General features: G+C 53.9%; 18 protein-coding genes and 1 riboswitch. Of the genes, 11 read left to right on the forward strand and 7 right to left on the reverse strand.

Translation table 11 applies throughout. The features are described 5' to 3' along the window. Positions 1 to 67 precede the first annotated feature (67 nt). From ICT70_RS11930 to ICT70_RS15295, 5 genes are all read right to left on the reverse strand, one after another. Positions 68 to 2,944 carry a biotin/lipoyl-containing protein gene (locus tag ICT70_RS11930; RefSeq protein ID WP_191156944.1) on the reverse strand — a complete coding sequence of 959 codons (2,877 nt, stop codon included), beginning with the start codon at positions 2,942 to 2,944 and terminating at the stop codon, positions 68 to 70. A gap of 64 nt (positions 2,945 to 3,008) precedes the next feature. Continuing rightward, positions 3,009 to 4,733, reverse strand: a complete 1,725-nt coding sequence (locus ICT70_RS11935; RefSeq protein ID WP_191156946.1) for an acyl-CoA carboxylase subunit beta — start codon at positions 4,731 to 4,733, stop codon at positions 3,009 to 3,011. A 360-nt stretch (positions 4,734 to 5,093) separates the two neighbouring features. After that, a complete protein-coding gene (locus ICT70_RS11940) occupies positions 5,094 to 6,926 on the reverse strand; it encodes a YgiQ family radical SAM protein (RefSeq protein ID WP_191156948.1) in 1,833 nt (610 codons plus the stop codon). A 416-nt stretch (positions 6,927 to 7,342) separates the two neighbouring features. Beyond that, entirely contained in the window at positions 7,343 to 7,519 is a 177-nt protein-coding gene (locus ICT70_RS15340) for a hypothetical protein (RefSeq protein ID WP_191156950.1), read from the reverse strand. A 198-nt stretch (positions 7,520 to 7,717) separates the two neighbouring features. Next, positions 7,718 to 7,900 (reverse strand): FmdB family zinc ribbon protein, encoded by a 183-nt coding sequence (locus ICT70_RS15295; protein WP_191156952.1) that lies wholly within the window; start codon positions 7,898 to 7,900, stop codon positions 7,718 to 7,720. Between the two features lie 205 nt (positions 7,901 to 8,105). Between ICT70_RS15295 and ICT70_RS11955 the strand changes: the two genes are divergently transcribed. The 3 genes from ICT70_RS11955 (at position 8,106) to ICT70_RS11965 (ending at position 11,781) form a co-directional block, all read left to right on the forward strand. After that, complete coding sequence (locus tag ICT70_RS11955; RefSeq protein WP_191156954.1) at positions 8,106 to 8,882, forward strand: enoyl-CoA hydratase/isomerase family protein; 777 nt, start codon at positions 8,106 to 8,108, stop codon at positions 8,880 to 8,882. 315 nt (positions 8,883 to 9,197) lie between these two features. Further along, positions 9,198 to 9,272: riboswitch (cyclic di-GMP riboswitch) on the forward strand. A 111-nt stretch (positions 9,273 to 9,383) separates the two neighbouring features. After that, the gene (locus tag ICT70_RS11960; RefSeq protein ID WP_191156956.1) at positions 9,384 to 11,093 is read left to right on the forward strand and encodes a GGDEF domain-containing protein; all 1,710 of its coding nucleotides are present in this window, start codon (positions 9,384 to 9,386) and stop codon (positions 11,091 to 11,093) included. A gap of 85 nt (positions 11,094 to 11,178) precedes the next feature. Beyond that, the gene (locus tag ICT70_RS11965; protein ID WP_191156958.1) at positions 11,179 to 11,781 is read left to right on the forward strand and encodes a nucleotidyl cyclase domain-containing protein; all 603 of its coding nucleotides are present in this window, start codon (positions 11,179 to 11,181) and stop codon (positions 11,779 to 11,781) included. A gap of 52 nt (positions 11,782 to 11,833) precedes the next feature. On the opposite strand, the gene ilvA is transcribed toward ICT70_RS11965, so the two are convergent. Both ilvA and ICT70_RS11975 read right to left on the reverse strand, forming a co-directional pair. After that, positions 11,834 to 13,342 (reverse strand): threonine ammonia-lyase, biosynthetic, encoded by a 1,509-nt coding sequence (ilvA, locus tag ICT70_RS11970; protein ID WP_191156960.1) that lies wholly within the window; start codon positions 13,340 to 13,342, stop codon positions 11,834 to 11,836. 27 nt (positions 13,343 to 13,369) lie between these two features. Continuing rightward, positions 13,370 to 14,455 carry a dihydroorotate dehydrogenase-like protein gene (locus ICT70_RS11975; protein WP_224747015.1) on the reverse strand — a complete coding sequence of 362 codons (1,086 nt, stop codon included), beginning with the start codon at positions 14,453 to 14,455 and terminating at the stop codon, positions 13,370 to 13,372. Positions 14,456 to 14,550: 95 nt separating this feature from the next. On the opposite strand from ICT70_RS11975, the gene ICT70_RS11980 reads away from it, so the two are divergent. From ICT70_RS11980 to hisS, 8 genes are all read left to right on the forward strand, one after another. Next, a complete protein-coding gene (locus ICT70_RS11980) occupies positions 14,551 to 14,871 on the forward strand; it encodes a DUF2007 domain-containing protein (protein ID WP_191156964.1) in 321 nt (106 codons plus the stop codon). 117 nt (positions 14,872 to 14,988) lie between these two features. Next, the gene (dcd, locus tag ICT70_RS11985) at positions 14,989 to 15,516 is read left to right on the forward strand and encodes a dCTP deaminase (RefSeq protein WP_191156966.1); all 528 of its coding nucleotides are present in this window, start codon (positions 14,989 to 14,991) and stop codon (positions 15,514 to 15,516) included. 50 nt (positions 15,517 to 15,566) lie between these two features. Further along, positions 15,567 to 18,212 (forward strand): aminopeptidase N, encoded by a 2,646-nt coding sequence (gene pepN, locus ICT70_RS11990; RefSeq protein WP_191156968.1) that lies wholly within the window; start codon positions 15,567 to 15,569, stop codon positions 18,210 to 18,212. Positions 18,213 to 18,229: 17 nt separating this feature from the next. Beyond that, positions 18,230 to 19,141: an SDR family oxidoreductase gene (locus ICT70_RS11995; protein WP_191156970.1), complete on the forward strand. Its 912-nt coding sequence runs from the start codon at positions 18,230 to 18,232 to the stop codon at positions 19,139 to 19,141. A gap of 140 nt (positions 19,142 to 19,281) precedes the next feature. Next, positions 19,282 to 20,274, forward strand: coding sequence for a class 1 fructose-bisphosphatase (locus ICT70_RS12000; protein ID WP_191156972.1), 993 nt, complete (start codon positions 19,282 to 19,284; stop codon positions 20,272 to 20,274). A gap of 201 nt (positions 20,275 to 20,475) precedes the next feature. Further along, positions 20,476 to 22,887 (forward strand): DNA internalization-related competence protein ComEC/Rec2, encoded by a 2,412-nt coding sequence (locus ICT70_RS12005; RefSeq protein ID WP_191156974.1) that lies wholly within the window; start codon positions 20,476 to 20,478, stop codon positions 22,885 to 22,887. A 52-nt stretch (positions 22,888 to 22,939) separates the two neighbouring features. Further along, positions 22,940 to 24,313, forward strand: coding sequence for a GGDEF domain-containing response regulator (locus tag ICT70_RS12010; protein WP_224747016.1), 1,374 nt, complete (start codon positions 22,940 to 22,942; stop codon positions 24,311 to 24,313). Between the two features lie 238 nt (positions 24,314 to 24,551). Next, on the forward strand, positions 24,552 to 25,769 hold the full coding sequence (gene hisS / locus ICT70_RS12015; RefSeq protein ID WP_224747019.1) for a histidine--tRNA ligase: 1,218 nt from the start codon (positions 24,552 to 24,554) through the stop codon (positions 25,767 to 25,769). The last annotated feature ends 62 nt before the right edge of the window (positions 25,770 to 25,831 follow it).

A 25,831-nucleotide genomic window follows, 5' to 3' on the forward strand; every position in this document is an offset into this window, starting at 1 on the left:
TTATTATCTTACGCCAAGCCCCCATCAGGTGGACCGATGCTTGTATCTACCTGATGGTATCTGTTGCTTAGAGAACCACCTCCAGGTAGGCGTTGGTCTGAGCCTGCTTCTGGCGAATAATCTCCTGCGGATCAACCTCAACGAACTTTTCGTCCGGGGTGACCTTGAACAGGGGTTGTCCCTTCTGAATGATGGTCCCGTCGCCACTGTCGATGAGAATCTTGTCGATGGTACCGGAGAAGGGTGCAGGAACCTTATTGAACATCTTCATGACCTCGAGAATAAACAGGGGCTGGCCCTTCTCAAAGTGCATTCCTTCGCTGACGAAGGGCGGCAGGCCTGGGGCTTCCTGACCGTAGTACATGCCGCCTCCAGGCGATACGATCTCATCGGCCTTGGTCGAAGGCGGTGGAACCAGAATCTTTTTCATCGCCGCCTGCAGGTCGGTATCGTGGAGATACTCAGGAATTGTCACTTCCAGATCTTCTTCGACCTTCAGGTCATAAAAATTGGTATGCTCAGCGACCAGAAAGAGCAGGCCAAGTAACTCGTTGCCGATTTCGTAACCGGCATGGGCGGACTGGATGCGTGCCCAGGTTTCCTTGTCGTAGCCCCCTTGTGGCTTGTCCTTGGCGAGCATATCGTTGAGCTTTACGAAGTCCTGTGCCGTCAGGGAGAGTTTTTCACGCAGTTTGGCATAGAAGGCAAGGGCATCTGCCAGCAGATCGCGGTCATGGGTCCAGATCACTTCCGCCGCCGGCGCATCGGCCCGCCAGTCCATGTTGAGGTAGCGGTAGGTATCTTCAAGGACCAGCAAGGGATTGCGCAACCAGACAATTTTCCCCTGTTCCATGCGGTAGTTGCATTTATTTAGGCTGAGCCAGCCTGAAAGCAGGTGGGGATCGTTCAGCAGCATTTCCATCGGCCGGGTCAACAAGGTTCCTTTGCGATCCAGGGCAACAGATGCCGCCTTGGCCCCTTCCGCGTCATCAGCAAAGAGCTTGCCGTAATGCTTTTTAGCTGACAGGAAGGCGTGAACAATATCGATTTTCTGTGCTTCTTCCTTGAGTTTTCCGACCAGGGTCAGATAGGGAACAATGAAGCGGGTGGTCGGCTTAGCCATGACATTGTTACCAATGAACCAGTTGACCAGGCCGTAATGAAACTTCAGGTTGGTAGCCAGGTTGCGTCCCCGCAGGATGGTACTGCACAACACCTTGGAGAGGTGATTGTAGCTGTCGAGGCGATCTTCCCCTTTGGTTAACAGCAGGGCGATGTTGGAATCGTAAGCTCCGGCCAGGTGATAAAACATGAATTGACCGGTGTCGGGGTTGGGGGTGCTGATCCCCTGATCATCGCGGATTTCTCCTTCAATCGGGGGAGACCAATAAAGGATGTAGCCGCCGGCGCTCGGCGACAGGGAGGCGTCAGTGGCATTCAGGCGGGCTTCTGCGGCAGCGCCAAAACGTGGAACGCGCTCCGGGCGGGGCAGGCGATCCTTGTGGAGTGCCAGCAGCGCCATCGCCTCAACCAGGGATTCGACGATAAAGAACTCGTTTTTATTGTCGGGATTGGTAAATTTCAGGCTGTAGACCAGTTCCGTTACTCGGTGTTCCACCTGGATGCGGGTGTTGACTTCCATGAAATAGTGGCGCGCACCATCAACGATACATTCAAAGGTCGATGCCGAATCGAGCCCGACCGCGAGGCCGAAACGCTCGGATTCTTCTTCCATGCGCTTAAGTACGGTCAGGTCAGACTCGAGGGCTTTGACCTGCTTGCTGTTCCTGGCCTTCTTCGCCTTGGCGATCTCTTGCGCCAGCCCCTCCTGGGTAACGGAAATCTCCAGCAGTTTCTGCTCGTGCATCTGCAATGAGCAATCGCGGCCACCTAAAGCGATACACCACTGGCCGTTACCCAGCAACTGAATCTCATTGTGACGGGTCTGCTCAATGTTCAGCTCGATCAACACGTTCTTATTGTCGCCGACACCGTTGGCTTTGACTTCGCCGAGGATTTCCCGCACCAGACCGGGGGCCGCGGCAGCGGCCTCCTGAATTTGTTTTTCCGTCGGTTGTTTGACCATCAACAGCGAAGCGCCGAGGATCCGTTGTCCCTTGCCGCCCCCACCGCCGATAGCTTTAAGGCGAATGCGGGCGCCGGGATATTTTTTGAACATTTCCGCACATTCGTATTGCACCTGATTGCCGAGCTCTTCGATGGAAATCAGATCAATTCCCTTGCTGTACGATGCGAACAGGATGGCGTCCGCCAGATCTTCCAGCGCAATGTCCTTGTCGTTGATCAGTTTCGGGTCAAGGTCCAGCCCTTCAGCTTTCACCAGTTCGCGCAATTGTTCACGGGTTTTATTTTTCTTGAGCAAGGTGCGGGCGGTGACGTTATCGACGCCCGGGGTGACGGACACATTTACCTGTAAGGCGGTACGCTTGGCCTCGTCCTTTTTTCCTGCGGCGCGCTGGGTGCCGGAGCAGGGCCCGATAAAGCGCAAACCGGCATTTTCAAGGGCAGCAACAAACTCATCATCCTCCGCCATAAAGCCGTAACCGGCAAAAACCGAGTCGTAGCCATTGTCTATGGCAATACTGATGATCTGTTGGATCCTTTCAATGCGCTCTTCCTTGGAGGCTCCGGTGTAGTCGGGTACCCGATGGACCCTGCTGGTATCAGTCAGCTGACGCAATTCCGGGGAGAGGGCATTCGGGTAGACAATGGAATCTTTTTCTGACAACAGGATGCCGTAGTGGCTGATCCCCATCTCTTCGTAAACGTCCATCGCTTCTTTGCGGATCGGGCCACGGCAGACAATCAGCGGCTTTAATTCTTCGCAGGAAAAAGAACTGATCCACTTCGATGGTGATTTGCTGAGTCGACGATCCTTGTGGATCAAGGGGTTATTAAAGTACAGGTTGGTATTTTGTTGCATGAGTTTTATCTCCAATTTTCATGTGATGAAAAATAGCACTCAACAGGTTTAATGGCGAACAGGGTCAATGGAATTCGCGCTGAACGCCCTGCCAGGCCGATGGCTTATAATGACGCAGGAAGAAATTGAGATTCTCCCCCAGCACCTTGCGCAGGTCGGTCGGCATCACCAGGGAGGAGATGGAGCCGAGCGCCAGTCCTTCCCTCGGATTCATCAGTTCTTTTTCGTAACGCAGATTCAGCGCGGCTTCCTCACGTCTGAGCCATTCAGCCGCTTCCTTCTCGGCATCTTTTTTGGCATCAGCGCCATCGAGACCGGCCTTGATGCGCTCGGCAACACCCTGGGCGATGCGTGCCTTGATCGAGCCGCGCAGCTTGCGTAGTTCATCTTTGTAGACAAACTCTTTGCCGGCCGGGCCCATAACGGCCAGGCGGGTGGTCGGCAATGCCAGCACCAGGTCGGCACCGGTCGGGTAGTTGTTGTAGGAGGCATAGGCGCCACCAAAGGCATTGCGCAGGATCAGCAGGATCCGTGGGGTGCGGACATCGACAATCGAATCAAGCATGGAACGACCGGCCTGGACAATACCGCGCGCCTCTTGTTCACGTCCGGGGAGGAAGCCGGTGGTGTCTTCCATGAAAATCAACGGGATATTGTAGATGTTGCAGAAGCGCACAAAGCGGGCAATTTTCAGGGCCGAATCACAGTCGATCTGACCGGAGGAAACCGCGGAGTTATTTGCTACGAAACCAACCACATTGCCGCCCAGGCGGCCAAAGGCGGTGATAGCCTCCCGCGAACGGGTCGGCTGAATTTCAAAATAATCGCCATGGTCACAGATCTGCTGAATGACGATGGAAACATCGAAAGGTGTATTGAAGCCGGTCGGTGAGTTAAAGGCTTTTTTCAGCAGGGTGTTGATCTCCCAGGTTTTGCGATCAAGAGGGTCGCTGGTCTCCTGGAACGGGGCCATGCTGTGATTGTTGTCGGGGATGTAACTGAGCAAACGGATAGCTGTGCGCAGGGCGGCCATTTCATCGGAAACGGTCAGATCGGTTACCCCGGAAGCAGCATGAACCTTGGGTCCACCCAGATCCTCGGGGCTGATGTCTTCGCCCAGAACCGATTTGACAACCCCGGGTCCGGTCAGACCAAAGAAGGTGTCTTCCGGTTGAATCACAAAACTGCCCTGGCGCGGCAGGTAGGAGCCACCACCGGCATTAAAGCCGAACATGCACATAATCGTCGGAATCACGCCACTGATCTTGCGCAGGGCGGTAAACGCTTCGGCATAACCGTCAAGACCACCAACCCCGGCGGGGACAAAAGCGCCGGCAGAGTCGTTCATGCCGATCAGCGGGATCCCTTTTTCGCCGGCCATGTACATCAGTCGCGCCAGTTTCTGGCCGTTGGTGGCGTCGATAGAGCCGGCACGGACGGTGAAATCATGCCCGTAAACAGCGACATCTCGACCATTGATGTTGAGAATGCCGGTGACCAGAGAGGCGCCATCGAGGTTTTTCCCCCAGTTCTGGAAAAGGATATTGGGTTCGTGACTGGTTAAAAAGTTGATGCGTTCCCAGACCGTCATCCGTTTTTTGAAGTGCTGTTTTTCGATCTGGGCGACGCTGACAGACTTGACCGGCCGCTCAATCAGTTCGTAGCCTTCACGCATGACCTCTTCATACGCCCCTGCTTTGCCGGCAATTTCACCGGGAATATTGAAGTCGACCTGGTGTTTTTCGGCGAGCGGGTTTTGCAATGAGGGTTTGATTTTGTTGTTTGACATCGTTGGCATCCCTTTACAAAAGTTTTTGAGTCGATTGTCTGATGTTGTTGTAGCTCAATGACATCAAACAAACTAAAGCACTAAAAAGTTGATCAGGTGGTTCATGGGAATAAGATTTTTTTGATTTGCCCCCAGGTGAGCGCCGGGACAAGTCAACATGATTCACCAGTGAAACATAAAACGCTGTTTTTTACAGCGCTAACAAACAAAAAATAGGGCAAATTGTCAAGGATAATTTTACTTAGGGTAAAAAATTACAGAATATGTTTATCCCGATTTGAATCCTTCTGGCATACCGTTTGGCTGAAGCGAGACCCGGTTTTATAAATGACAGCAAGAAGTTAAGGGCATGAGAGCGGGCTATTTTCGGTTTTTTTCAGACCTGTTAGCAGCTTTGCGCGGTTTGTGAGAGCCAAGCAGCAGCGGCAGCAGATCGGTGCGTCTGCACAGGCGCAAAGCCTCCTCAATATCACGATGGGATTCCGGTCGGTGGTAAAGGAGCAGCGCCTTCTGTAATCTTTTTTCTTTTGCTGAGCGCACGACTTCTATCCGACTGCCACTAAAGGGATCGCTCCCGGTGTAATAAATGCAGGTCGAGAGGGTGCCCGGGGTTGGGGTGAAATCCTGTACCTGTTCAACCCGAAGTTGATGATGTTTAAGGTACCGGGCCACTTCAATCATGTCATGCAGGGTACAGCCGGGATGGCCGCTGATCAGATAGGGAATGATACCGGGAAAACGGCCCTTTGCTCGGCAACGCCGCCGATAATCATCGAGAAAGGCAGTAAATACTGCCGCCCCTGGTTTGTGCATGACCCGGCTGACGGAATCGCTGAAGGTCTCGGGGGCCACCTTGAGCAATCCACTGATGTGATGATCCAGCAGGGCATCATAATAATCAGGCTGTAACGGCAGCAGATCGTAGCGGATACCGGAAGCAACAAAAACGTGCCTGACCTTATGGTGGTTACGCACCTGTTGCAGCAACTTAAGGTTGGTGCGGTTGTCGATCTGCAGATGGCGGCAGCGTTCAGGATAGAGGCAACTGCTGCGACGGCAGGTGCGTTCCTGGGCGGGGTTGGCGCAAGCCAGACCATACATGTTGGCGGTTGGTCCGCCGACATCGCTGATGGTCCCGTTAAAGTCGGGCTGTGCACTCATCGCATCGACCTCTTTGACGATTGAGGCAAGCGAGCGTGACTGGATCCGTTTTCCCTGGTGGGAGGCGATAGCGCAGAAGGAACAGCCGCCGAAGCAGCCGCGATGGCTGGTGATGGAGTGACGAATCTGCAAGTATGCGGGGATGGGTTCGCGATAAGCCGGGTGGGGCTGACGAGTAAAGGGGAGGGCGTAGATCCGGTCCATTTCCTCTTCGCTTAACGGCAAAGCCGGGGGCAGCACAACCAGTTGGCGGTTGCCGTGGGGCTGGATCAGGGATTTGGCTGAAAACGGATTGGACTGCTCTGCTGCCAGGCGAAAAGCCTGGTTGTAGAGCTGGGTGTCCGCACTTACCTGCTCAAAACTCGGCAGCAGCGAGTGCTCCGGTAGTGGTTGCTCTGGGCCGGACAGATATGCCGACCCTCTGATATCGCGTAGCGCAGACATCTCCTCCCCGCGATCGAGTCGGCGGGTTACCTCAAGGATAGCGGTTTCCGCCATCCCGTAAATCAGCAGGTCCGCCTTACTGTCGACCAATATTGAGCGCCTGACCCGGTCAGACCAGTAATCGTAATGGGCCAGTCGGCGTAAGCTCGCTTCAATGCCACCGATCACTGTAGCTACCCCTTTGAAGGCCCCTTTGACTGCGGCGGTATAAGCAATGGTGGCGCGATCAGGCCGCAGACCGGGCTTCCCACCGGGGGTATAAGCATCATTGTGGCGGATTTTTTTTGCTGCCGTATAATGGTTGACCATGGAATCCATAGCGCCGGCGGAGATGGCAGCAAAAAGTCGAGGGCGTCCCATGCGCTGGAGTTCTTCAGGCTGCTTGAGATCCGGCTGGGCAATCACACCAATCCGATAACCGGCTGCTTCGAGTAAGCGTGCCAGCAGGGAAACACCGAAGGCCGGGTGATCAACATAGGCATCGCCACTGATAAACAGCACATCAAGTTGCTCCCAGCCACGCCTGGACATCTCCTTGCGGCAGGTTGGCAACGGCTCTGAATCATGTCCCGGCAGGTTGATAGTCATGGTAACATGCCGACCTCTTGGCGGTGGTTTGTTGTTGTTAGAGTGAAAACCATAGTACCCCTATTGGATACCACAACAGCGCTGGTTCTAGTGAGCGTAAACAGTAACTGCGGGAGGTAATTGCGATTGAGTCGATCGATATGGGCACGGTGAGCTGGGCCCGTGCCACCTTCACCCTGACAGCCATGCCACCAGCTCAGGATTCCTGCTTGCTTCGCTGTTTGTTATCGGTATTTCCAGTTTTTATCTGCTGAAAAAGCGTCATCTTCCGTTTGCCAAGCGATCGATTGTGGTGTCGTATTTTGGTGCGGTGAAGCTGCTCAAGCGCTGGAATCTGCTATAGATTCACCAATAAACAGAGCTTCGCACCCGTCGTCCATAGGTTGGGTGCGAAGCTCACTGTCTCCTCTGTCGGATCAGCAGCTTGCGCCGCTGGCGGCACCGATAGAAAAGCCTTGACCGTACTCGTTATCGATATAGTTGATCTGACGATCCTGGGTAAAAGGGAGGACCGACTCTTCGATCAACAGATTAATGTCATTGATGGTGTGAACCTGCCGGCTTACCTGTAGCTCATCCAGAGCCAACCCCAAACGGGGGCCACCTCAGCCAAAGCCTTCAAATACAATCCGCAGGTGTTTTCCGGGGTGCTCCTGCATCAGTTCCTTGATTTTGTCACGGGCAACATCAGTTATTTTCAGCAAAATTTTTCTCCTTCGGTGATGGTTACGGGTTGTCGGGTTGTGCTCAATCCGGGTAGTAAGGTGGTCACGCCACCTTTTTTGTCATCCTCAGGTAAAACCTGCTCCGCTGCTCGAGCCACACGAACTGCCGGACGTGCTGATCGCTGAGCGCGAGACCCTGCGTACTGCCGGTTTAAAGCAGACCGGGCAGGGGATGTCGGTTTGCGACCTTGTCTGAATTTTTTCTGTTATTTTTCCACACTGCGGGCACTGATACTCGAAAATCGGCATAGCTCCTCCTTGATGTAAATATACATATAAGTATATATATGGCTTTGTTTGTTTTCAAGCCTTTTTTTGATCGTTTCTTTGTTCGGGTCAAAGAAAGCAGGTAGCCCGATCGTTTTTTATCCGAAACCTTCACATTCAACCATAGACGCAAAGCCATTTTGATATATACTAACGCCGTTTTATTCTTTCTCACAGGGAGGTTGTTATGACAGAAACACCAATTTTAAGCCGGGTAGAACATCACATCGGCTACATTACCCTTAATCGTCCGCAGGCCTTGAATACCTTCACCCCGGAATTTTCCGATCTGCTCGATCAGAGCCTTTGGGCAATGGAGCGGGACGATGATGTTCGGGTCATCGTGATTGAAGCAAGAGGAAAGCATTTCAGTGTGGGGATTTCCCTTGAGGAGTTTCGTGGCAAGACCCCTCTGGAAGCGCGGCGTTTTCTCCATCGGATTGACGCTTTTTACCATACCCTGAATCGCCTGAATAAGCCGACGATTGCTGCCGTGCAGGGGTATGCTGCGGCTAACGGTGCCGGGCTGTCCTTCGCTTGTGATATGACGGTTGCGACTGAAAGTGCCGTGTTCGGTACCACTGCTATCAACGTTGGGCTGATCTGTCTGGGGCCGGCAGTGCCCCTGCTACGTCTGGTCGGGCGCAAAAAGGCGATGGAGATGGTTCTGACTGGTGAGACCATGAGCGCGACTGAAGCACAACGACTGGGCCTGGTCAACCGCGTAGTCGCTGACGATGCGCTGGCAGCTGAGACCCTTAAGCTGGCCCAGACCCTGACCGCAAAAAGCCCGCTGGCCCTGCGGGCCGGTAAAGAAGGTTTGCGGCGCCTGCAGGATGTCCCTTACCATCAGGGCCTGGAAAATATGGATGACCTTTTTGCTGCGTTGACTACCTGTAGCGATGCTGAAGAGGGGATCAGCGCCTTTCTTGAAAAACGCTCTGCGCAATGGCAGGAATGCTAGCATGGTGAATGATCGGATCAGGGTCAGCGCTAATTCCTTAACCATAGCGGGATAACTTAAATGCCCAGGGAGCTGTTATGTCAAAATGGTTTGTAACTTAATTTACCACTGTCCTTGCGCAGGGTCGGAGTTTCTGTGGCAAGGGTGACCGGCCGTTTTGTCCTGTAGGATCGCTATACCGAGGATTGGGGGTCGGCCATCTGGTCTGACATGATGGGCATATGAGCCAACATGATTCGATTCATCAGTCATTGTTGCTGAATTATATTTGACAATGGATGGATTTGAGCTATAGTTGGTTAAATTTAAATAAGCTTCCGATAAGGGCAAACCCGGCGCGATCCGGGGACGCAAAGCCACGGGTCCCACGCGGACAGCCGGGTTGCCGAAGAGTCAGTTGTCGGACCCACTTCGGTATGAAGCTGGGTCTTTTTTTGTAAGTCAGGGGGCCTTTGTTGCTTTAGGGCGAAGTGACCAACTTATGATTGGGAGCGGACAGCAATGGGCAAAGCTCAGGATGACAGGTTCCAGCGCAGGGTCAGACTGCAGAAGCTGCGTTGCCGTGCCCTGAGCTTCTGGTCAGGTGTTGGTTTGCGTCCGCGCCTGATTGGGGCTTTTTTACTGGTTTCCCTGATTCCTTTAGTGATTCTCTTTTTTGCCCAGTATCAAATCTCCAAACGTAACACGCTTGATCAGATCGAATCGAACCTGATCCAGATTGCCGAGGGGCAACAGCGGCGTATCAATCTGGAGTTGCAGCGGCTTTTTGAACAACTGAAACTGGTAAACAGTCGAACCCAGCTACGGATCAGTTTAAGGGCTTATCACCAGACCGGTGAGCATCACCACCTGGAACTATTGAACCGGATTATCGGCGATGCCCTTGCGTCCATGGAGCATTTTGTCGGTATCTGGATTCGTAATCCCGCTGATGATCTGGTAACGGGAGTTCACAATGAGGATCCGGAGGCTCTCTGCTCACTGATTCCCCCTGTTCAGCAGTCAGGGGCGGAGCAACTGCAGTTGCACTGGTTAGCCGAAGATACCCCCTGCATCTGGGTGAGTGGACCCCTCTATCTTGAAGATCAATACCTCGGCAGTCTTCATCTGCTGGTCACTATGGCCGACATCGTTGCCGTGCTTGAAGATTTTCGTTGTGAGCACTCCGGGATGGGAAATGTTCTGCTGCTGCCGACTGAGAATCACAACGTAAAAATCCTGGGAACCCAGTGTCCGGTTCATGGGGAAGCTAATCAGGCTTTTTATCGTTTGTTAGAATCGCCCGGTCTTGACGGCTCATTAATTGCTGGTGGGGACAATATGCCCCCGGTTTACCAACACGACCAAATAGCATTGGTTCGGCAACTCAGTTATGGCTTCGGTGATGTGCTGGTTCACGTTCCTCCGACCTCGTTGAATGATGTTTTCTGGGGTCAGATGCGCTATCTGTTGGTGATGACCTTGTTCGCTCTGGCCCTGGTCACTGTGATGGCCCTTGCCTTGGCGCGCATGATCGCCCGCCCGCTGCGGGAACTGACCAAGGCGACTTCAATCTTGCATATCGGCCAAAGCGACGTCCATATCAAAGAACGGTTCTGGGGTGAATTTGCTGAACTGACGCTGTCGTTCAATCGTGCCATGCGTGCGCTTTCACGCCGTACTCGCGAGCTGAATCGGGAGGTTGAAGCGCGCCGCCGTTCGCAGGAAAAACTGGTCGATCTGGCCAATACCGATACCCTGACCGGTTTGATTAATCGTCGCTATTTTATGGAAAAATTTCGTGAGGTGCTCAGGTTGCCTTTCAGGGATCGGCAACCGGCGGCGCTCTTGTACATTGATCTGGACAATTTCAAACCCATCAACGACAGCATGGGGCACGAAGCGGGCGATCTGGTGCTGCAGGTGGTCGCTGGAAGGATTCGTCACTTGCTGCGCGAAGGGGATTTGGCGGCGCGGATGGGCGGTGATGAATTTGTGTTGTTGTTGATGGCGGATGGTTTGCATCCTCTCGATCCGGAGATGATAGCCATGCGGGTTGAAGAGCAATTAAGCCTGCCGATGACGATCAAGAATCAGGTGATCAGGGTTGGGTGCAGCATCGGTACCGTCAGACTCTCCCCCGGTGAGGAACCTCACGTGGCGCTCAACCGGGCAGATCAGGCAATGTACCGGGTCAAGCATTCACACCGTACCAACAAGACTGAAAATTGATACCGCTGCTCTTAAAAATAGCCTCTTTGACCTCGTGACCCCCGGCAATGGCTAACCAACAAAACCTAACAACAGGGAATCAACGATGATCCAGGCATTAAAGAAGATCTTCAGCCGAGGTGGTTGCGAGAAATGTGGCTGGCTGGTGGCTTGTCCTGAGTGTTCCGAACGGATGCGCCGGGTAGATAGCGATCTGACAAAGATTGAAAGAGCCCGTGCCCGCCGCAAAGACCCACGATATTTCAGCAAGGACCAACCCCTTAAAGGGCGTTTCGCGGGCCTGGTTGATAAGGGGTCTTTTATCGAGGTCCTGAAACAGGTGCTGGTCGAGACGAAAGGTGAATCAGGAGAACCCCTGATGCTGACGGTTACCCTTGCTCCCTTCGGGGCGATGGTTGCTCCTGCCGATCGCCGGCAGGTGATGCAGGAGGTGGCGCAACGCATTATCTCCCAGGTACGGCACCAAGATTTCGTTACCAGCTTTGATGAGCTGACCTTTGCTTTGTTGCTGGTTGCCTGTGGTGAGGAACCACTGAACTTCGAGGTTTGCGCCAAGCGGATCGAAGATCGGCTGGCACTACCCCTGGTTTGTTCAGATCAGCAGATGGAGCTTTGTTATAAAATTCGCAATATTTTGTTGCGGCCGGGAACCACCCTTGATCATATCCAGCAGCAGATGGATTCATGAGTTTAGAGAAATTGGGTGAGAGGGCGCTTTTGACCATTTCAGGCCCCATCATTCAAAGAAACAGCTGGTAAACCGGATCATCTGTCTGTTCCAGAAACCGATAGCCGATGCGGTCAAGAAACGCCATTAGTTTGTTTTCATCACCGAGCGGCAACTCCAGGCCGATCAGCACGCGGCCGAATTCCCCCCCCTGATTGCGGTAGTGAAACAGGGAAATATTCCAGTTGGTTCCCATGTCGGCCAGAAAGCGGGTCAGGGCGCCGGCACGTTCCGGGAACCAGAAGCGGAACAGGCGCTCCCTGGTCGCTGCCGTCGAGCGCCCGCCAACCATGTAGCGCAGATGGGTTTTGGCCAGCTCGTTGGCGGTCAGATCGATGGTCGGATAGCCGCGCCGGCTGAGCTGGTCACAAAAGGCTTGCCGTGCCGGTTCCCCACCAATGGCAACGCCGAGAAACAGGTGGGCTTTGTCGCGATCGGCAAGGCGATAGCTAAACTCGGTGATGCTGGTACCGGCCAGCAGCTCGCTGCAAAAGTGGCGCAAAGCGCCCGGTTTTTCCGGAATGGTGACGGCAAACAGGGATTCAAGCCCTTCACCAACCTGGGTGCGTTCTGAAACATAACGCAGCCGCTCAAAATTCATGTTGGCGCCGGAGTTGATGGCGACCAGGGTTTCTCCGCTGACCTGCCGTTGTTTGACGTATTGTTTGAGCCCGGCCATGGCCAGGGCCCCGGCGGGCTCGACGATAGAGCGGCTGGCCTGATAAATACTCTTGATCGCACTGCAGATCTCGTCGGTTGAGACGCGGATAATCTCATCAACATGCTTGCGGCACAGGTCAAAGGTTTTTTTGCCGACCTGCCGTACCGCTACGCCATCGGCAAAAATACCAACGGTTTCAAGGGTGATGCGTTTGTCCGCGACCAGGGATTGGTACATGGCGTCACTGTCGAGGGGTTCGACCCCAATAATCCGGACCTGCGGTGCCAGCGCCTTGAAATAGGTGGCAATGCCGGCAATCAGACCGCCACCACCCACCGGTACAAAAATCGCATCGAGTTTGCCGGCACTCTGGCGCAGGATTTCATCGGCAACGGTTCCCTGACCGGCAATAATCATTTCATCGTCAAACGGCGGGATAAAGGTCAGGTTACGCTGCTGTTGCAGCTGTTCGCAGTGGTCAGCGGCTTCTGAATAATTATCGCCATGAAGGACAACCTCGGCGCCGAGTCTTCTAACCGCATCAATTTTGATCCTCGGAGTGGTTACCGGCATCACGATCAACGCCTTGATGCCCAGCTTTTTGGCCGAAAAAGCGACCCCTTGGGCATGATTCCCGGCGGAGGCGCAGATCACCCCACGGATCTGTTCGGTTTCGTGGAGTTGAGCGATTTTGTTGTAGGCCCCACGAATTTTAAATGAGAAAACCGGTTGCAGATCTTCGCGTTTGATCAGAATCCGGTTGCCCAGTTGCAGTGAGAGTTCGGTGGCCTCTTCGAGGGGGGTTTCGACTGCCGCCTCGTAAACCCGTGAGGTCAGAATTTTGCGAATCATTTCCTGCATGGAGGTTCTTTCCTGTTGGTTTTGAAGTTATTCGTAGCGCAGACCAGGTGTTCGACCATCTTGTTCGATAAACATTTTCACATATTGCAGCCGCTCGTAATCTTTCGGAGCGTTGCTGGCGTGACGGCTCATGCGTCCGCGCACATCAGCTAACGTACTGTAGCCGTTGTTTTCCATCCACTGGCGCAGTTCTTTTTCGATGACCTTGATGGAACTGAGGCCATGCAGGTAGAGGGTCGAACAGAGTTGGGTCACGGTGGTGCCGGCGAGCAGTGCCTTGATCACTCCGGTGCTGTCATGGATGCCGGTCGTGGCGCCAAAATCGCAGTTGACGGTGCCATAGAGCAGAGAGATCCAGCGCAATGTGTCGGCCATATCATGGGGGGAACTGTAGGGCGAACCATGGGTTAGTTGTTGCTTGTCAATATCGATATCAAAACGATAAAAGCGATTGAACAGAATCAGGGCATCGGCTCCTTTACGGATCATCTTGCCGGGTTGACGATCCTTCCCCATCCAGCCAACGCTGTAGTTCGGCGCTTCGGCCTGGTCGCTGGTCAGGCGTTTGGCCACATGGGCGAGTGAGGTGAAGTAGGGGCCGATTTTCAACGCCACCGGAATGCTGGCCTGGTGTTTGACCTCACGCAGAATGTTAAGGTAGTCAGCAACAATATGATCACAGGGACGTGATGAGTCGGTCGGCAGGATGCTGATATTGAGCTCGATGGCGTCAGCTCCGGCTTCCTGGAGCTGGTGGGCGTAGCTGGCCCAGGAATCAGCGCTGACGCAATTAAGGCTGGCAATAATGGGAATCGTTACCGCCTTTTTGGCGTCCCTGACCAGTTTGAGGTACTGCGAAGGGCCGAATGCGTTCCCATAGCTTTGCAGATACTGGAACGCTTCACCGTAACCCGAGTAGTCCTCGGCGTGGCGGCTCAGGGACGAGATGTCACCCCTGATCTGTTCCTCAAACAGGGAGCGCAGAACCACCGCACCGGCACCGGCTGCGGCGCACTGACGGACTCCATCCAGGGTGCCGGTCAGGCAGCAGCTGGCGACAACCAGTGGATTTTTCAGGGCAAGCCCCATATAGTTGGTGGACAGGTCGGTCATCATCGTCTCCGTTCGTCGTCGGTATCATCGTTGCTGGCCTGAATTTATGCCGGTCTGTTTCTTTCCCTGTGTTGCTGTTGTTATACTGTCGACCTATGAAAAAACTACATGTTTTCGGTTTTCATGAAGCGTACCTTGCCGGCCTGCTGCGGGATATCCTGATCCGCGAGGAGATTGACTGTGTTTTGCGCAATGTCGAGCTGACCGCCGCTGTTGGTGAAATTCCCTTTATTGAGTGCTGTCCGGAACTCTGGGTAGTTGATAATGAAGCCTGGCCCCGGGCGAAAATGTTTGTAGATGCCTGGCTCAAAAAAGATCCGCTCGCACCTGCTTGGCGCTGCCCACAATGTCAGGAGACCCTTGAAGGGCACTTTGGTGCCTGCTGGCGTTGTGGTTGTTTGCGTGTAGATGGATAGATACCATATCGTTATGATGCTGAACAGGGTTGTCTGGGCAGAGGACAATAATCGAGTCGGAACGGCTGCCCTGATTTTTTAATGGTTCGTTAATGAGGGTCACAGGGAGGAACATAGATGATACTCTCCGGCAGGGAAATCGACGCCCGTATGGGTCAGGACATTGTTATCCGTCCCTATGACAAGTCGCGCCTGAATCCCAATAGCTACAATCTGGAATTACATGACGAGTTGCTCATTTATACCGAAAATCAGCTCGATATGAAAAAAAATAATCCCTGGACCACTCTGACCATTCCGCCGGATGGTTTTGTTCTGGAGCCGAACCGGCTGTATCTCGGCCGGACCCGGGAATATACGGAAACCCGCAACCTGGTGCCGATGCTGGAGGGGCGTTCATCGGTCGGGCGTCTGGGTTTGTTCGTGCACGTCACGGCAGGGTTTGGTGACGTTGGTTTTCGCGGCTTCTGGACCCTTGAAATGTTCAGTGTCCAGCCCATCCGGATTTATGCCGGAGTGCAGATATGCCAGATTTATTACCATGCCCTGCAGGGGGAAAGTGATGCTTACGCCAGCGGCAAATATCAGGATAATCAGGGGATTCAGCCGAGCCTGCTGTACCGCGACTATAACGTTCAAGCCTGATTGCTGCGCAAGAGGCAGCTACTATATCAACCCTTTTCGTTCGGAGTCTTATGACAACCCAATCACCACAAACCAAATATCTTAAGGATTATCTGACGCCTGCTTACCTGGTTGATCAGGTTGAGCTCGATTTTTATTTGAGCCCGACCGCAACCCAGGTGGCCTCGACCCTCGCACTACGGTTGAACCCGGACCGCAACGGGGTTATTGAGCCCTTGGTGCTTGACGGTGAACATCTGCAGCTGGTGGCAGTCGAGGTAGACGGTGTTTCCCTGGAGCCGGCTGATTATCAGTGCGATGATGTCAGCTTGACGATTCCTGCACCGCCGGCGCAGCTCACTGTGCACATCATCACCCGCATTGATCCGCTGAACAACACGGCGCTCGAGGGGCTTTATCAGTCCAACGGGATTTTCTGTACCCAGTGTGAACCGGAAGGATTTCGAAAAATTACCTACTACCCGGATCGCCCCGATGTCCTGGCGCCCTTTCGGGTACGGATCGAAGGGGAACCGGCCGACTGCCCGGTGCTGTTGAGTAACGGCAATCTGGTGGACCAGGGAGTGCTGGATGATGGTCGTCACTTTGCCTGCTGGGAGGACCCGTTTCCCAAGCCGAGCTATCTGTTTGCTCTGGTGGCGGGAAACCTGGTCTGTCTGGAAGATCACTTCATTACCCTGTCCGAGCGTCGGGTTCTGCTGCAGATTTTTGTCGAGGAGCGCAACCGCAACGACTGCGACTTTGCCATGGAGTCGTTGAAAAAGGCGATGAAGTGGGAAGAGCAGGTCTACGGGCTGGAATATGACCTTGACCGTTATATGATCGTCGCCGTGGACGATTTCAACATGGGAGCGATGGAGAATAAGGGGTTGAACGTATTTAACTCAAAATACGTGCTTGCCCGCCCGGAAACGGCAACCGATAATGATTACCTGGGGATTGAAGCGGTCATCGCCCACGAATACTTCCATAACTGGACCGGCAATCGTGTCACCTGCCGCGACTGGTTTCAACTCAGTTTGAAAGAAGGGCTGACGGTGCTGCGCGATCAGCAGTTTTCGGCCGATATGCAGTCTGCTGCGGTCAAGCGGATTGATGATGTCGCCCTGCTGCGCCAGTATCAGTTCCCCGAAGATGCGGGACCCATGGCGCATCCGGTGCGTCCGGAGTCCTATGTAGAGATCAATAACTTTTACACGACGACGATCTACAATAAGGGTGCAGAGGTCATTCGGATGCTCGAAACCCTGCTGGGACGGGAACGGTTCGTCGAAGGGGTTCGCCTCTATCTGAAGCGTCACGATGGTCAGGCCGCGACCTGTGAGGATTTTGTCGCCGCACTGGAACAGGCCGGTGAGGTCGATCTGACCCGGTTCCGCCGCTGGTACACCCAGGCCGGCACCCCTGAAGTACAGGTGGTCTGTCATTACGATTGCGCTACTCAAACCTTCACCCTCGACTGTCAGCAGAGCTGCCCAGCCACCCCTGGCCAGCCCGACAAGGAGCCGTTTCATCTGCCCCTGGTGATGGGATTGCTTGGTCATGATGGTACCGACCTGGCCTTGCAGTTGGCCAGCGACGAAGCCCCCGGCGGCACCAGTCGAGTCCTTGAGCTGACCCAGTCCCGCCAGCAATTCTCTTTTGTCGGGGTTCAGGAGCAACCGGTACTGTCGCTGTTGCGCGGGTTTTCCGCGCCGGTCCGCTTGACGATGGAGGATCGGCCCGAAGACCTGGCGTTTCGCATGGCTTACGACAGTGACCCCTTTAACCGCTGGGAGGCGGGGCAGCAGTTATCCGTTGCTGAGTTGTTGCAACTTTACCGGCAGCAACTGGAGGGGCAACTGTCCACCGGCCTGAGTCAGGTGTTTGTTGATGCCTGGGGGGTTGTCCTGACTGATAACGAGGCGGATGAAAGCTTGTTGGCGCGCATGCTGCAACTGCCCAGCGAACAGTATCTTGCCGATCAATTGGATGAGGTCGATCCACAACGGATCAGGGCGGTGCGTGAACAGGCTCTGCGGCACCTGTTGTCGGTCCATCGTGAGAAACTGCTGCAGTGTTATGACCGCTATTCGAGCGCAGGGGAATATTCCCTCAATCCTGTCGCAGTTGGTCGCCGCCGTCTGGTCCATGGCTGCCTGTCGCTGCTGATGCTGGAACCAGATGAACTGCTGCAGGATCGTTGCCTGCGTCATTATCAACAAGCCGGCAATATGACCGATCGGCTGGCAGCATTTGCCGCCCTGGTTGACTGCCGGCAGAGTCCGCTGCGTGATCAGGTCAAAGAGGATTTTTACCGACAGTGGAAGCACTACCCGCTGTTGCTCGACAAGTGGTTCTCAACCCTGGCATCAGGGCGTCACGAAAACACCTTTTTCGAGATTGAACGTTTGCTGTTGCACCCTGATTTTACCCTGAGCAACCCGAACCGGGCGCGCTCTTTACTCGGTGCTTTTGCCCAGAATCTGGCTGTTTTTCACCGTCAAGACGGCAATGGTTATCGTTTGTTAACCGAGCAGATCAGGCGCCTTGACAAGCGCAACCCCCAGGTGGCGGCGCGCATGGCTACCCCCCTGACCCGTTGGAAACGCCTGGAACCACAGCGGCGGGCACTGCTGCGTGAGGAACTGGTGGCGTTGCAACAGGAGAATCTGTCGCGTGACCTATACGAAATTGTCAACAAAAGTCTGGTCTGAAGCGAAGAGGAGAGCGGATGATGGATTACACAATCATTGGTTGTGGAGATATCGGTAAACGGGTAGCCAGGGAGCTGCTGAACCAGGGACATAAGGTGCAGGCCACGGCCCACGACGCCGAAGGGGCCGCAGAGCTCTTGGCATTGGGGTTGACGCCGATTGTCGCCAACTTCGATTGTCGGGATGACCTGCCGCTCCTGCTACTCCAGCGCCAACGGGTCTATTATTTTATGCCGCCGCAAGGGGGGGGATCAATCGATGCCCGCATGGCAAATTTCTGCCGTATGCTGAACGCCGATAACTGTCCGCAGCGGATTGTCTACATCAGTACCAGCGGTGTTTATGGTGACTGTGGTGGTGACCTGGTGACCGAAGAAACACCGATCAATCCCCAAACCAGTCGCGCCAAAAGAAGAGCCAGCGCCGAAAGCCAGTTGTGCGACCAAGCCAAAGAACTGGGTTTTGACCTGATCATTCTACGTGTGACGGGGATTTACGGCCCTGGACGTCTGCCGTTGGCACAATTGCACAAAGGGCATCAGGTGCTGCGACCGGAAGATTCACCGGTAACCAATCGTATCCATAGCCTTGACCTGGTGCGTATCTGTCTGATTGCTATGGAACGGGGGGAGGCGGGGGACATTTTTAATGTCTGCGATGGTCAGCACAGCAGTATGAGCGAATATTTTACTGCGGTCGCCGATTTGTATGATCTGCCGCGCCCACAGCAGTTGACCTGGGACGAAGCGCAACAGATCATGAATCCCCTGACATTGTCATTTCTGCAAGAATCGCGGCGGATGACCAATCGACATATGCTGGAAAAGCTTGGAATCAGGTTGTTGTATCCTACCCTCGAAGAGGGGCTGGCGATCTGCCGTCAAGGTGATCAAGCGCAGGCCATCGTAAGCAAGTCCACAGACGAGTAATGCTGATTAATTTTGTCATTAAGGTCAGTTCACGGTTGCTGGAAATCTTCCGGTGGGCTAAAGTAGTTACTCAAGTCGAAGCTGGCAGCTGACCCTGAGGGTCGATTATTGCTTATAACTAGATAAGGGGAGCGTATCTCATGAGTGAACCGGGTAAAACCAAGTTTCAGGTCGATCTGCGGCGTCATTTGCGTGAAACCGGTGTTGAAGATAATCTGACCCATCTCATTTGTGAGATAGCCGAGGCATCCAAATACATTATTCATTCCATTCGAACCGGCGACCTCGGGGTTGCCGGTACCTCCAATCTTTATGGTGAAAAACAGTTGGCTCTGGATGTATTGGCGGATCGGATCTTGCGCAAACGCCTTGATCATTCAGGCGTGGTCGTTAATATGATGTCGGAGGAGATGGATCAGATTATTCCTGTTTCGACCGACTGGGAGGGTAAATATTCGGTTGCTTTTGATCCTCTGGACGGTTCATCCCTGGTTGACGTTAACCTGGCGGTAGGCACCATCGTTGCTATTTTCCCCGGCTATGATCTGCTGCGCCCCGGGCGTGAGCAGGTAGCGGCCATATATATTCTTTACGGTCCGCGCACCACCCTGGTTTATAGTGTCGGGGACGGCGTTTATGAATTCGGGATGAACAACCTGATGGAATATACGCTGCTGCGAGAACACATTACTCTGAAGCCAAAAGGCAACCTTTACTCACCGGGTGGTTTGCGTAATCAGTACACTCCCGGGGTTGAAAACTATGTTTCTACGCTGGAGAAGCGCGGGGTGAAGTTGCGCTATAGTGGCGGTTTTGTGCCGGACATTAATCAGGTGCTGCTCAAGGGGGAAGGGGTTTTCCTCTACCCGCACCTCAAAGACCTGCCCCGAGGCAAACTGCGCTTGTTGTTTGAACTCAGCCCCATGGCATACTTGGTCGAACAAGCCGGTGGCGCAGCGTCCGATGGCCACCAGCCGATTCTCGATCTGCTGCCGACCCAGATTCATGAGCGTGCCCCGGTCTTTATCGGCTGCAAGGACGATGTTGCCCTGGCTGAAGAAATGCTGCGCACCTACGAGGGGAAAAAGGACGTTCCCGCCGAAAAAGGACGCTCAGTTAAGGCGTCAGGGTAAGTTTTCTTAAATGAGACGTATCTGTTCAGCCCCGGGTCGGAAATCCTATGTCAAGGGACGCTTTTCGTCAGCCATGACCGCTTTTGGTCGCCGTCCATAGCGACAAAAACTCTTGCCACAGGATTCCCGACCCGGTGCCAGGATAGTGCTGAGTAGTTACAACGAGACTTTATCTCAACAGTCTTGAACGGGGAGGGGGCCTTGCCGTTATTATTTTATTTGCTGGCGGCGGCCATTGGTGGTTTGGCCGTTGCCAGTGTTTCTTCTGTCGGGACGACGACCGCCTGGATTGCTATCCTGCTCTGTCTGTCCCTGGCATTTTATTTCCGTTGTTTTTCGAGATTTCCACGACTTTCCCTGCTTCTGACCTGCCTTGCTGTCTCGTTTTTTTTCAACAGCCAATATGCTGCCCGGTTACAATTTGTGGATGATGTGACCAGGATCGACCAGCTGTCCCGGAGAACCACTGCTGTTGGGGTAATAACCGATGTTCGTCAGCTGACCGATGGGCGTAGCCGGATTGATTTGCTGATTGATGAGGTATGGGATAAACAGCAAGCGCTGGAACTCCAACGCCCGTTGAGATTGCGCCTGAGTGTTGAAGAGGGCGGCACCAATGATGCCATGTTGCCCCGGGATCGTATTCGTTTTACCGGCCGACTGCGCCAGCCTCGGTTGTTCGGCACCCCGGGTGAATTTCACTGGCCGCGTTATGTGATCAGTCAGAATATCGATATGACCAGTTGGGTTAAAAATATCGATCAGGTCGCTCTCGTGGCCGCGGGGGAAGGAGGGCTGCGCAGATCGATTGTCCAGTGGCGAATCCGGGTTGCAGGCTTTATTGCGGCTAAGGTGCCAGCAAAGAGCGCCTCCCTGGTCCGGGCCCTGGTACTGGGGGAGGGGCGGCAACTGCCGGAAGCCGTACGCGAAACCCTGGCTGGTGCGGGGGTCAGTCATCTGTTTGCCATTTCCGGACTGCACCTTGGCATATTGGGGGCGTTTGGCTATCGTTTATTGCTGACGTTTTATCGACGCTCAACCTGGCTGCTTAACTGGCAGCCACCACAACGGGTGTTGCCGCTGTTGCTGTTGCCGTTGCTGTTTGTTTATCTACTGTTAACCGGTGATGCGGTGTCGACCCGCCGTGCTTTTGCCCTGGCCGGTATCGGGTCACTGTTGTTTTGGTGGCGCTATCCGGTGCATCCGCTCCACCTGCTGGCCGCTGTAGCGCTGATCTTTTTGCTCTATAACCCGCTGCTGTTGTGGTCAGCAAGCTGGCAGCTGTCGTTTTGCGGCGCTGCCGGCATTTTGTTGTGGCGACCCTGGTGGCAACATGCGCACGTCTCGGAATTGCCATGGACAGGGTTGCGCTATCTGGTCCAGATTTTTCTCGTCAGCCTCGCCGCAACCCTGGCAACCTTGCCTTTGGTCCTGTTTAACTTTCACTTGTTCGCACCCGCAGCTTTGGTGGCTAATCTGATCTGTGTGCCGATTGTTACCCTGGTTGCCCTGCCGGTCGGGTTTGTCGGGCTGTTTTTATTTCCCCTTTGGCCACCCGCAGCTGCGCTTTTATTTCGTGTCAGTGGATTTTTTTTGGAACAGCTCTATCAATTTTCTTTGTGGCTGACCGACTTTTCGCCGTTGGCGGGAAACTATCTCTACTGGTCGCGCAGTCAGTATCTTGCCGTCGCTTTACTCTTGGTGCCTGCACTCTTGTTTCCCCAGTTGGCCCGCCGACCATGGCTTAAGCTGACAGTTGGTTGTTTGCTGTCGGCAGTGTTGCTGTGGCAGTTGCCCCTGGGGTCACATGCTCCGGTGACATTGACCATGTTCAGTGTCGGTCAGGGGGAGTCGCTGCTGTTACAAAACAATACCGGCCAGAATATTCTGATTGATGGGGGCGGCCTCTATGGTGATCGTTTTGATGTCGGGCAGCGTTTGCTGGCGCCGGCCTTTGGTGAGTTAGGCGTTCAGCATTTTGACCGGATTATCCTCACCCACGATCATGCAGACCACTGGAAAGGACTGGTTTATGTGCTTGAACGCTTTCCGGTCGCGGAACTGGTCGTTGGTGAGCCCCTTGAAAAATACCATCCGGTCCTCGTTGACGCCGTCCGGCAACGCAATGTTCCGGTGCGGGTGGTAGAACCGGGGTGGAGTTCCTTCGCCGACTGGCAGGAGGGGACGCTGGAGATATACAATGCCGGTGCTGTGGCCGCTAATGCCAATGATGCCTCTCTGGTCCTCTCTTTGCGCACTGTTGATGCGACGGGACGCGAGCAGGGGATGCTGTTGGCCGGTGATCTCGAGGCGCAGGGGGTGCAGCGCTTGATGGCTGCAGGGATTCGGAGTCCCGCAACCTTGCTCAAGCTTCCCCATCATGGCAGTGGTAAATCACAGACCGAGCGCCTGTTTTCTCTGCTCGGTTCTGGGATCGGGTTGGTATCCGTCGGTTACCAGAATGTCTATCGGCTGCCGTCAAAAACCCTTTTGGAACATCTAGAAGAAGAGGGGCTGAGGATATATCGAACCGACCTGGACGGGACGGTTCGGGTGCAGCTGGATGATGCCGGGTGGCGTCCGCAAAAATGGCAGAATGGCCTTTTCCGTTGACTTTGCGGGGCAAAGACTGATACTTAAATGACAATATTGCTAAGGGGTTATGATGGTAGAACAAGCTAAAATACTGGTTGTTGATGATGAACTTTTTTTTCGTCATCTGTACCGTGATCTCCTTGAAGATGCCGGTTACGCTGTGGTGATCTGTGCTAATGGTGATGAAGCTGTCAGGTTGCTGGAATCAGACCCCTTTGATCTGGTCTTAAGTGATGTGGTCATGCCCGGTCGCAGCGGTATCGACGTGCTGCGTTTCGCCAAAGGGTTGCCGTCCCCTCCTGAGGTGGTGATGGTGACTGGTTATGCCAGTCTCGATTCAGCGATTGAATCCCTCAAAAATGGTGCCCGCGACTACCTGGTCAAACCCTTTAATCCGGAAGAGTTAAAACATCTGATTGCAACCTGCCTGGAACAGCGACGCCTGCTGGCTGAAAATGCCCATCTTAAGCGCCAGATCAATCTGTTTCAGACCGGCCAGACGCTCTCCTCGCTGATCGACCTGGAGTGTCTGATTCCTCAATCCCTTGAAGCCCTGATGCGCAAACTGGGCTCTGAATCGGGATTTTCCTTTACCCTGGCCGACGATGAGGCAACCTACCTGACGGGTCTTAAAAAGATCCACGCCGGCGATGCCGAGCAGTTGATTGAACTGCTGCTGCCGGAATTTTATCAGGCGGGTGGAGTTGTTCAGCCGTCGGGACACTGCCTGGAAGGTTTGCGCAGCCTGAATAAACGGCCTGAACAGATCTGGATGCTGCCATTGCGCGACGGAGATCTGTTGAAGGGCGGCATTCTGATCAGTGATGCGGTTTCTAACGATACCGATTTCTCTCCGGCTGACCTGCGCTACCTGTGCGATCAGATTGCCCTGGGGTTTGCCAACGCCTCGCGTTATCGTAATGCCCAGCAACTGATGTATTCCGATGACCTCACCGGTCTTTATAATCATCGTTATCTTCAGATCGCCCTTAATCAGGAGATGATGCGTTCGCAGCGTTATGGTTTGAAGTTTTCTGTTTTGTTTATGGATCTGGACCGGTTCAAGGAGATCAATGATCAGTACGGGCATCTGGCCGGCAGTGCGGCTCTGCAGGAAGTGGGGCGGCTGATGCGTGGTTGTGTTCGTGATGTCGACACCCTGTTCCGCTTTGGCGGCGATGAATTTGCCGCCTTGCTGGTAGAGACCGATCAACGTGCAGCCCGAGTGGTTGCCGAGCGGATTCGCGGGCTGATTGAAAAGCATATTTTTCTGGAAAAAGACAATCAGCCATCACAGGTCACCCTCTCTATCGGTATTGCGACCTTTCCCGATGACGCCACCAGTCAGGAACGCCTCCTCGGTCTTGCTGATCAGGCCATGTACGCCGGCAAGGAATCGCGTAACAGCATCTGCAGTGCCGTCGATCTGGTAGATACTCGTTAACCTCAATGTTAGTCATCCCCTAAAAAAGCGAGTTCTTGCTGTTCCCTCTTCTTTGATTTATAACATCGGCGGACATTCTTCAGTTATTATCTGCAGATCGTTCGCCCCCTGTTAATCCCCTTTTGGCCGCTGATAAAACGGAGTATGGTCACAGTCATGATGGTCAGTGGTTTGCCGTTTATCAGGGCAAGCCTAAGTATGAAAGGATAAAGCGTTGAGTATCTCAGGAATCAAGGGAATGAACGATGTGCTGCCGGATGCCGTTGGGGTCTGGCAGTTTCTTGAACGCAGTGCGCGCGAGGTGTTTGGTACTTATGGGTTTGCTGAAATCAGAACCCCGGTGCTGGAAAAGACTGAACTCTTCTGTCGTTCTATCGGTGAAACGACCGATATCGTTGAAAAAGAGATGTATACTTTTGCTGACAAGAGTGGCAACTCCATGACCTTGCGCCCGGAAGGGACGGCTCCGGTGATGCGCTCTATTATCCAGAACCGTCTGGCGGCCCAGGATCCGGTTGCCAAGCTCTTTTATATCGGCCCCATGTTCCGCTATGAACGTCCACAGAAAGGACGTTACCGGCAGTTTTATCAAATTGGGGTCGAAGCGATTGGGGTCGAAGATCCCAAGATTGACGCCCAAATACTGATGATGCTGCATCATTTTTTTAACCGTATCGGCATCAATGCCGTCTCCCTCGAAATTAATTCCCTGGGCTGTCCGGCCTGCCGCCCCGATTATCGCCGGCAATTGATCCAATATCTTGAACAACGCCTGGAGCCGCTATGCAGTGAGTGCCAACGGCGTTATCAGACCAACCCTTTGCGCGTGCTTGACTGCAAGGTGGAATCCTGCCGTGCGGCTACGACTGATGCGCCTGCAGTGGTCGAACATCTGTGCGGCGAGTGTGATCAGCATTTCAGTCAGGTCCGGCATTATCTTGATCTGCTTAAGGTTCCTTACACTGTCAACGTGCGGATGGTACGTGGTCTTGATTATTATGTGCGCACAACCTTTGAACTGGTGACGGATCAGTTGGGCTCACAAAACGCCGTGGCAGCGGGTGGACGCTATGATGGGCTGATCGAAAGTCTGGGCGGCCCGGCACTGCCGGGTATCGGCTTTGCCATCGGCCTCGAACGGCTGGTGCTTATGCTTGATCAGGATGTTGTCAGCACTGCCGCGCCGGAACTGTTTATTGCTGCCCTTGGGGATGCTGCCGTCGAGCAGGCCTTTATTCTGATGTCGCAACTGCAGGTTCAGGGCGTGCGCGCGGACATGGATTTCCAGGGCAAAAGCTTGAAAGCACAAATGCGACGGGCGGACAAGCTGGGTGCCGTCCATACCCTGATCATCGGCGACGACGAATTGCGCAGCGGTCAGGCGCAGCTCAAAAAGATGGCAGATGGCAGCCAGACCAGCGTTCGCCTTGATGCCCTGCTGGACCTACTGACGTAATTTTTTCATGCCCATTTCTAGTGCTTGACCGACAGTCATTGAAATCCATATAATAACACGTT

It is taken from the genome of Pelovirga terrestris (assembly GCF_014773365.1).
GTDB classification, from domain to species: domain Bacteria; phylum Desulfobacterota; class Desulfuromonadia; order Desulfuromonadales; family Geopsychrobacteraceae; genus Pelovirga; species Pelovirga terrestris.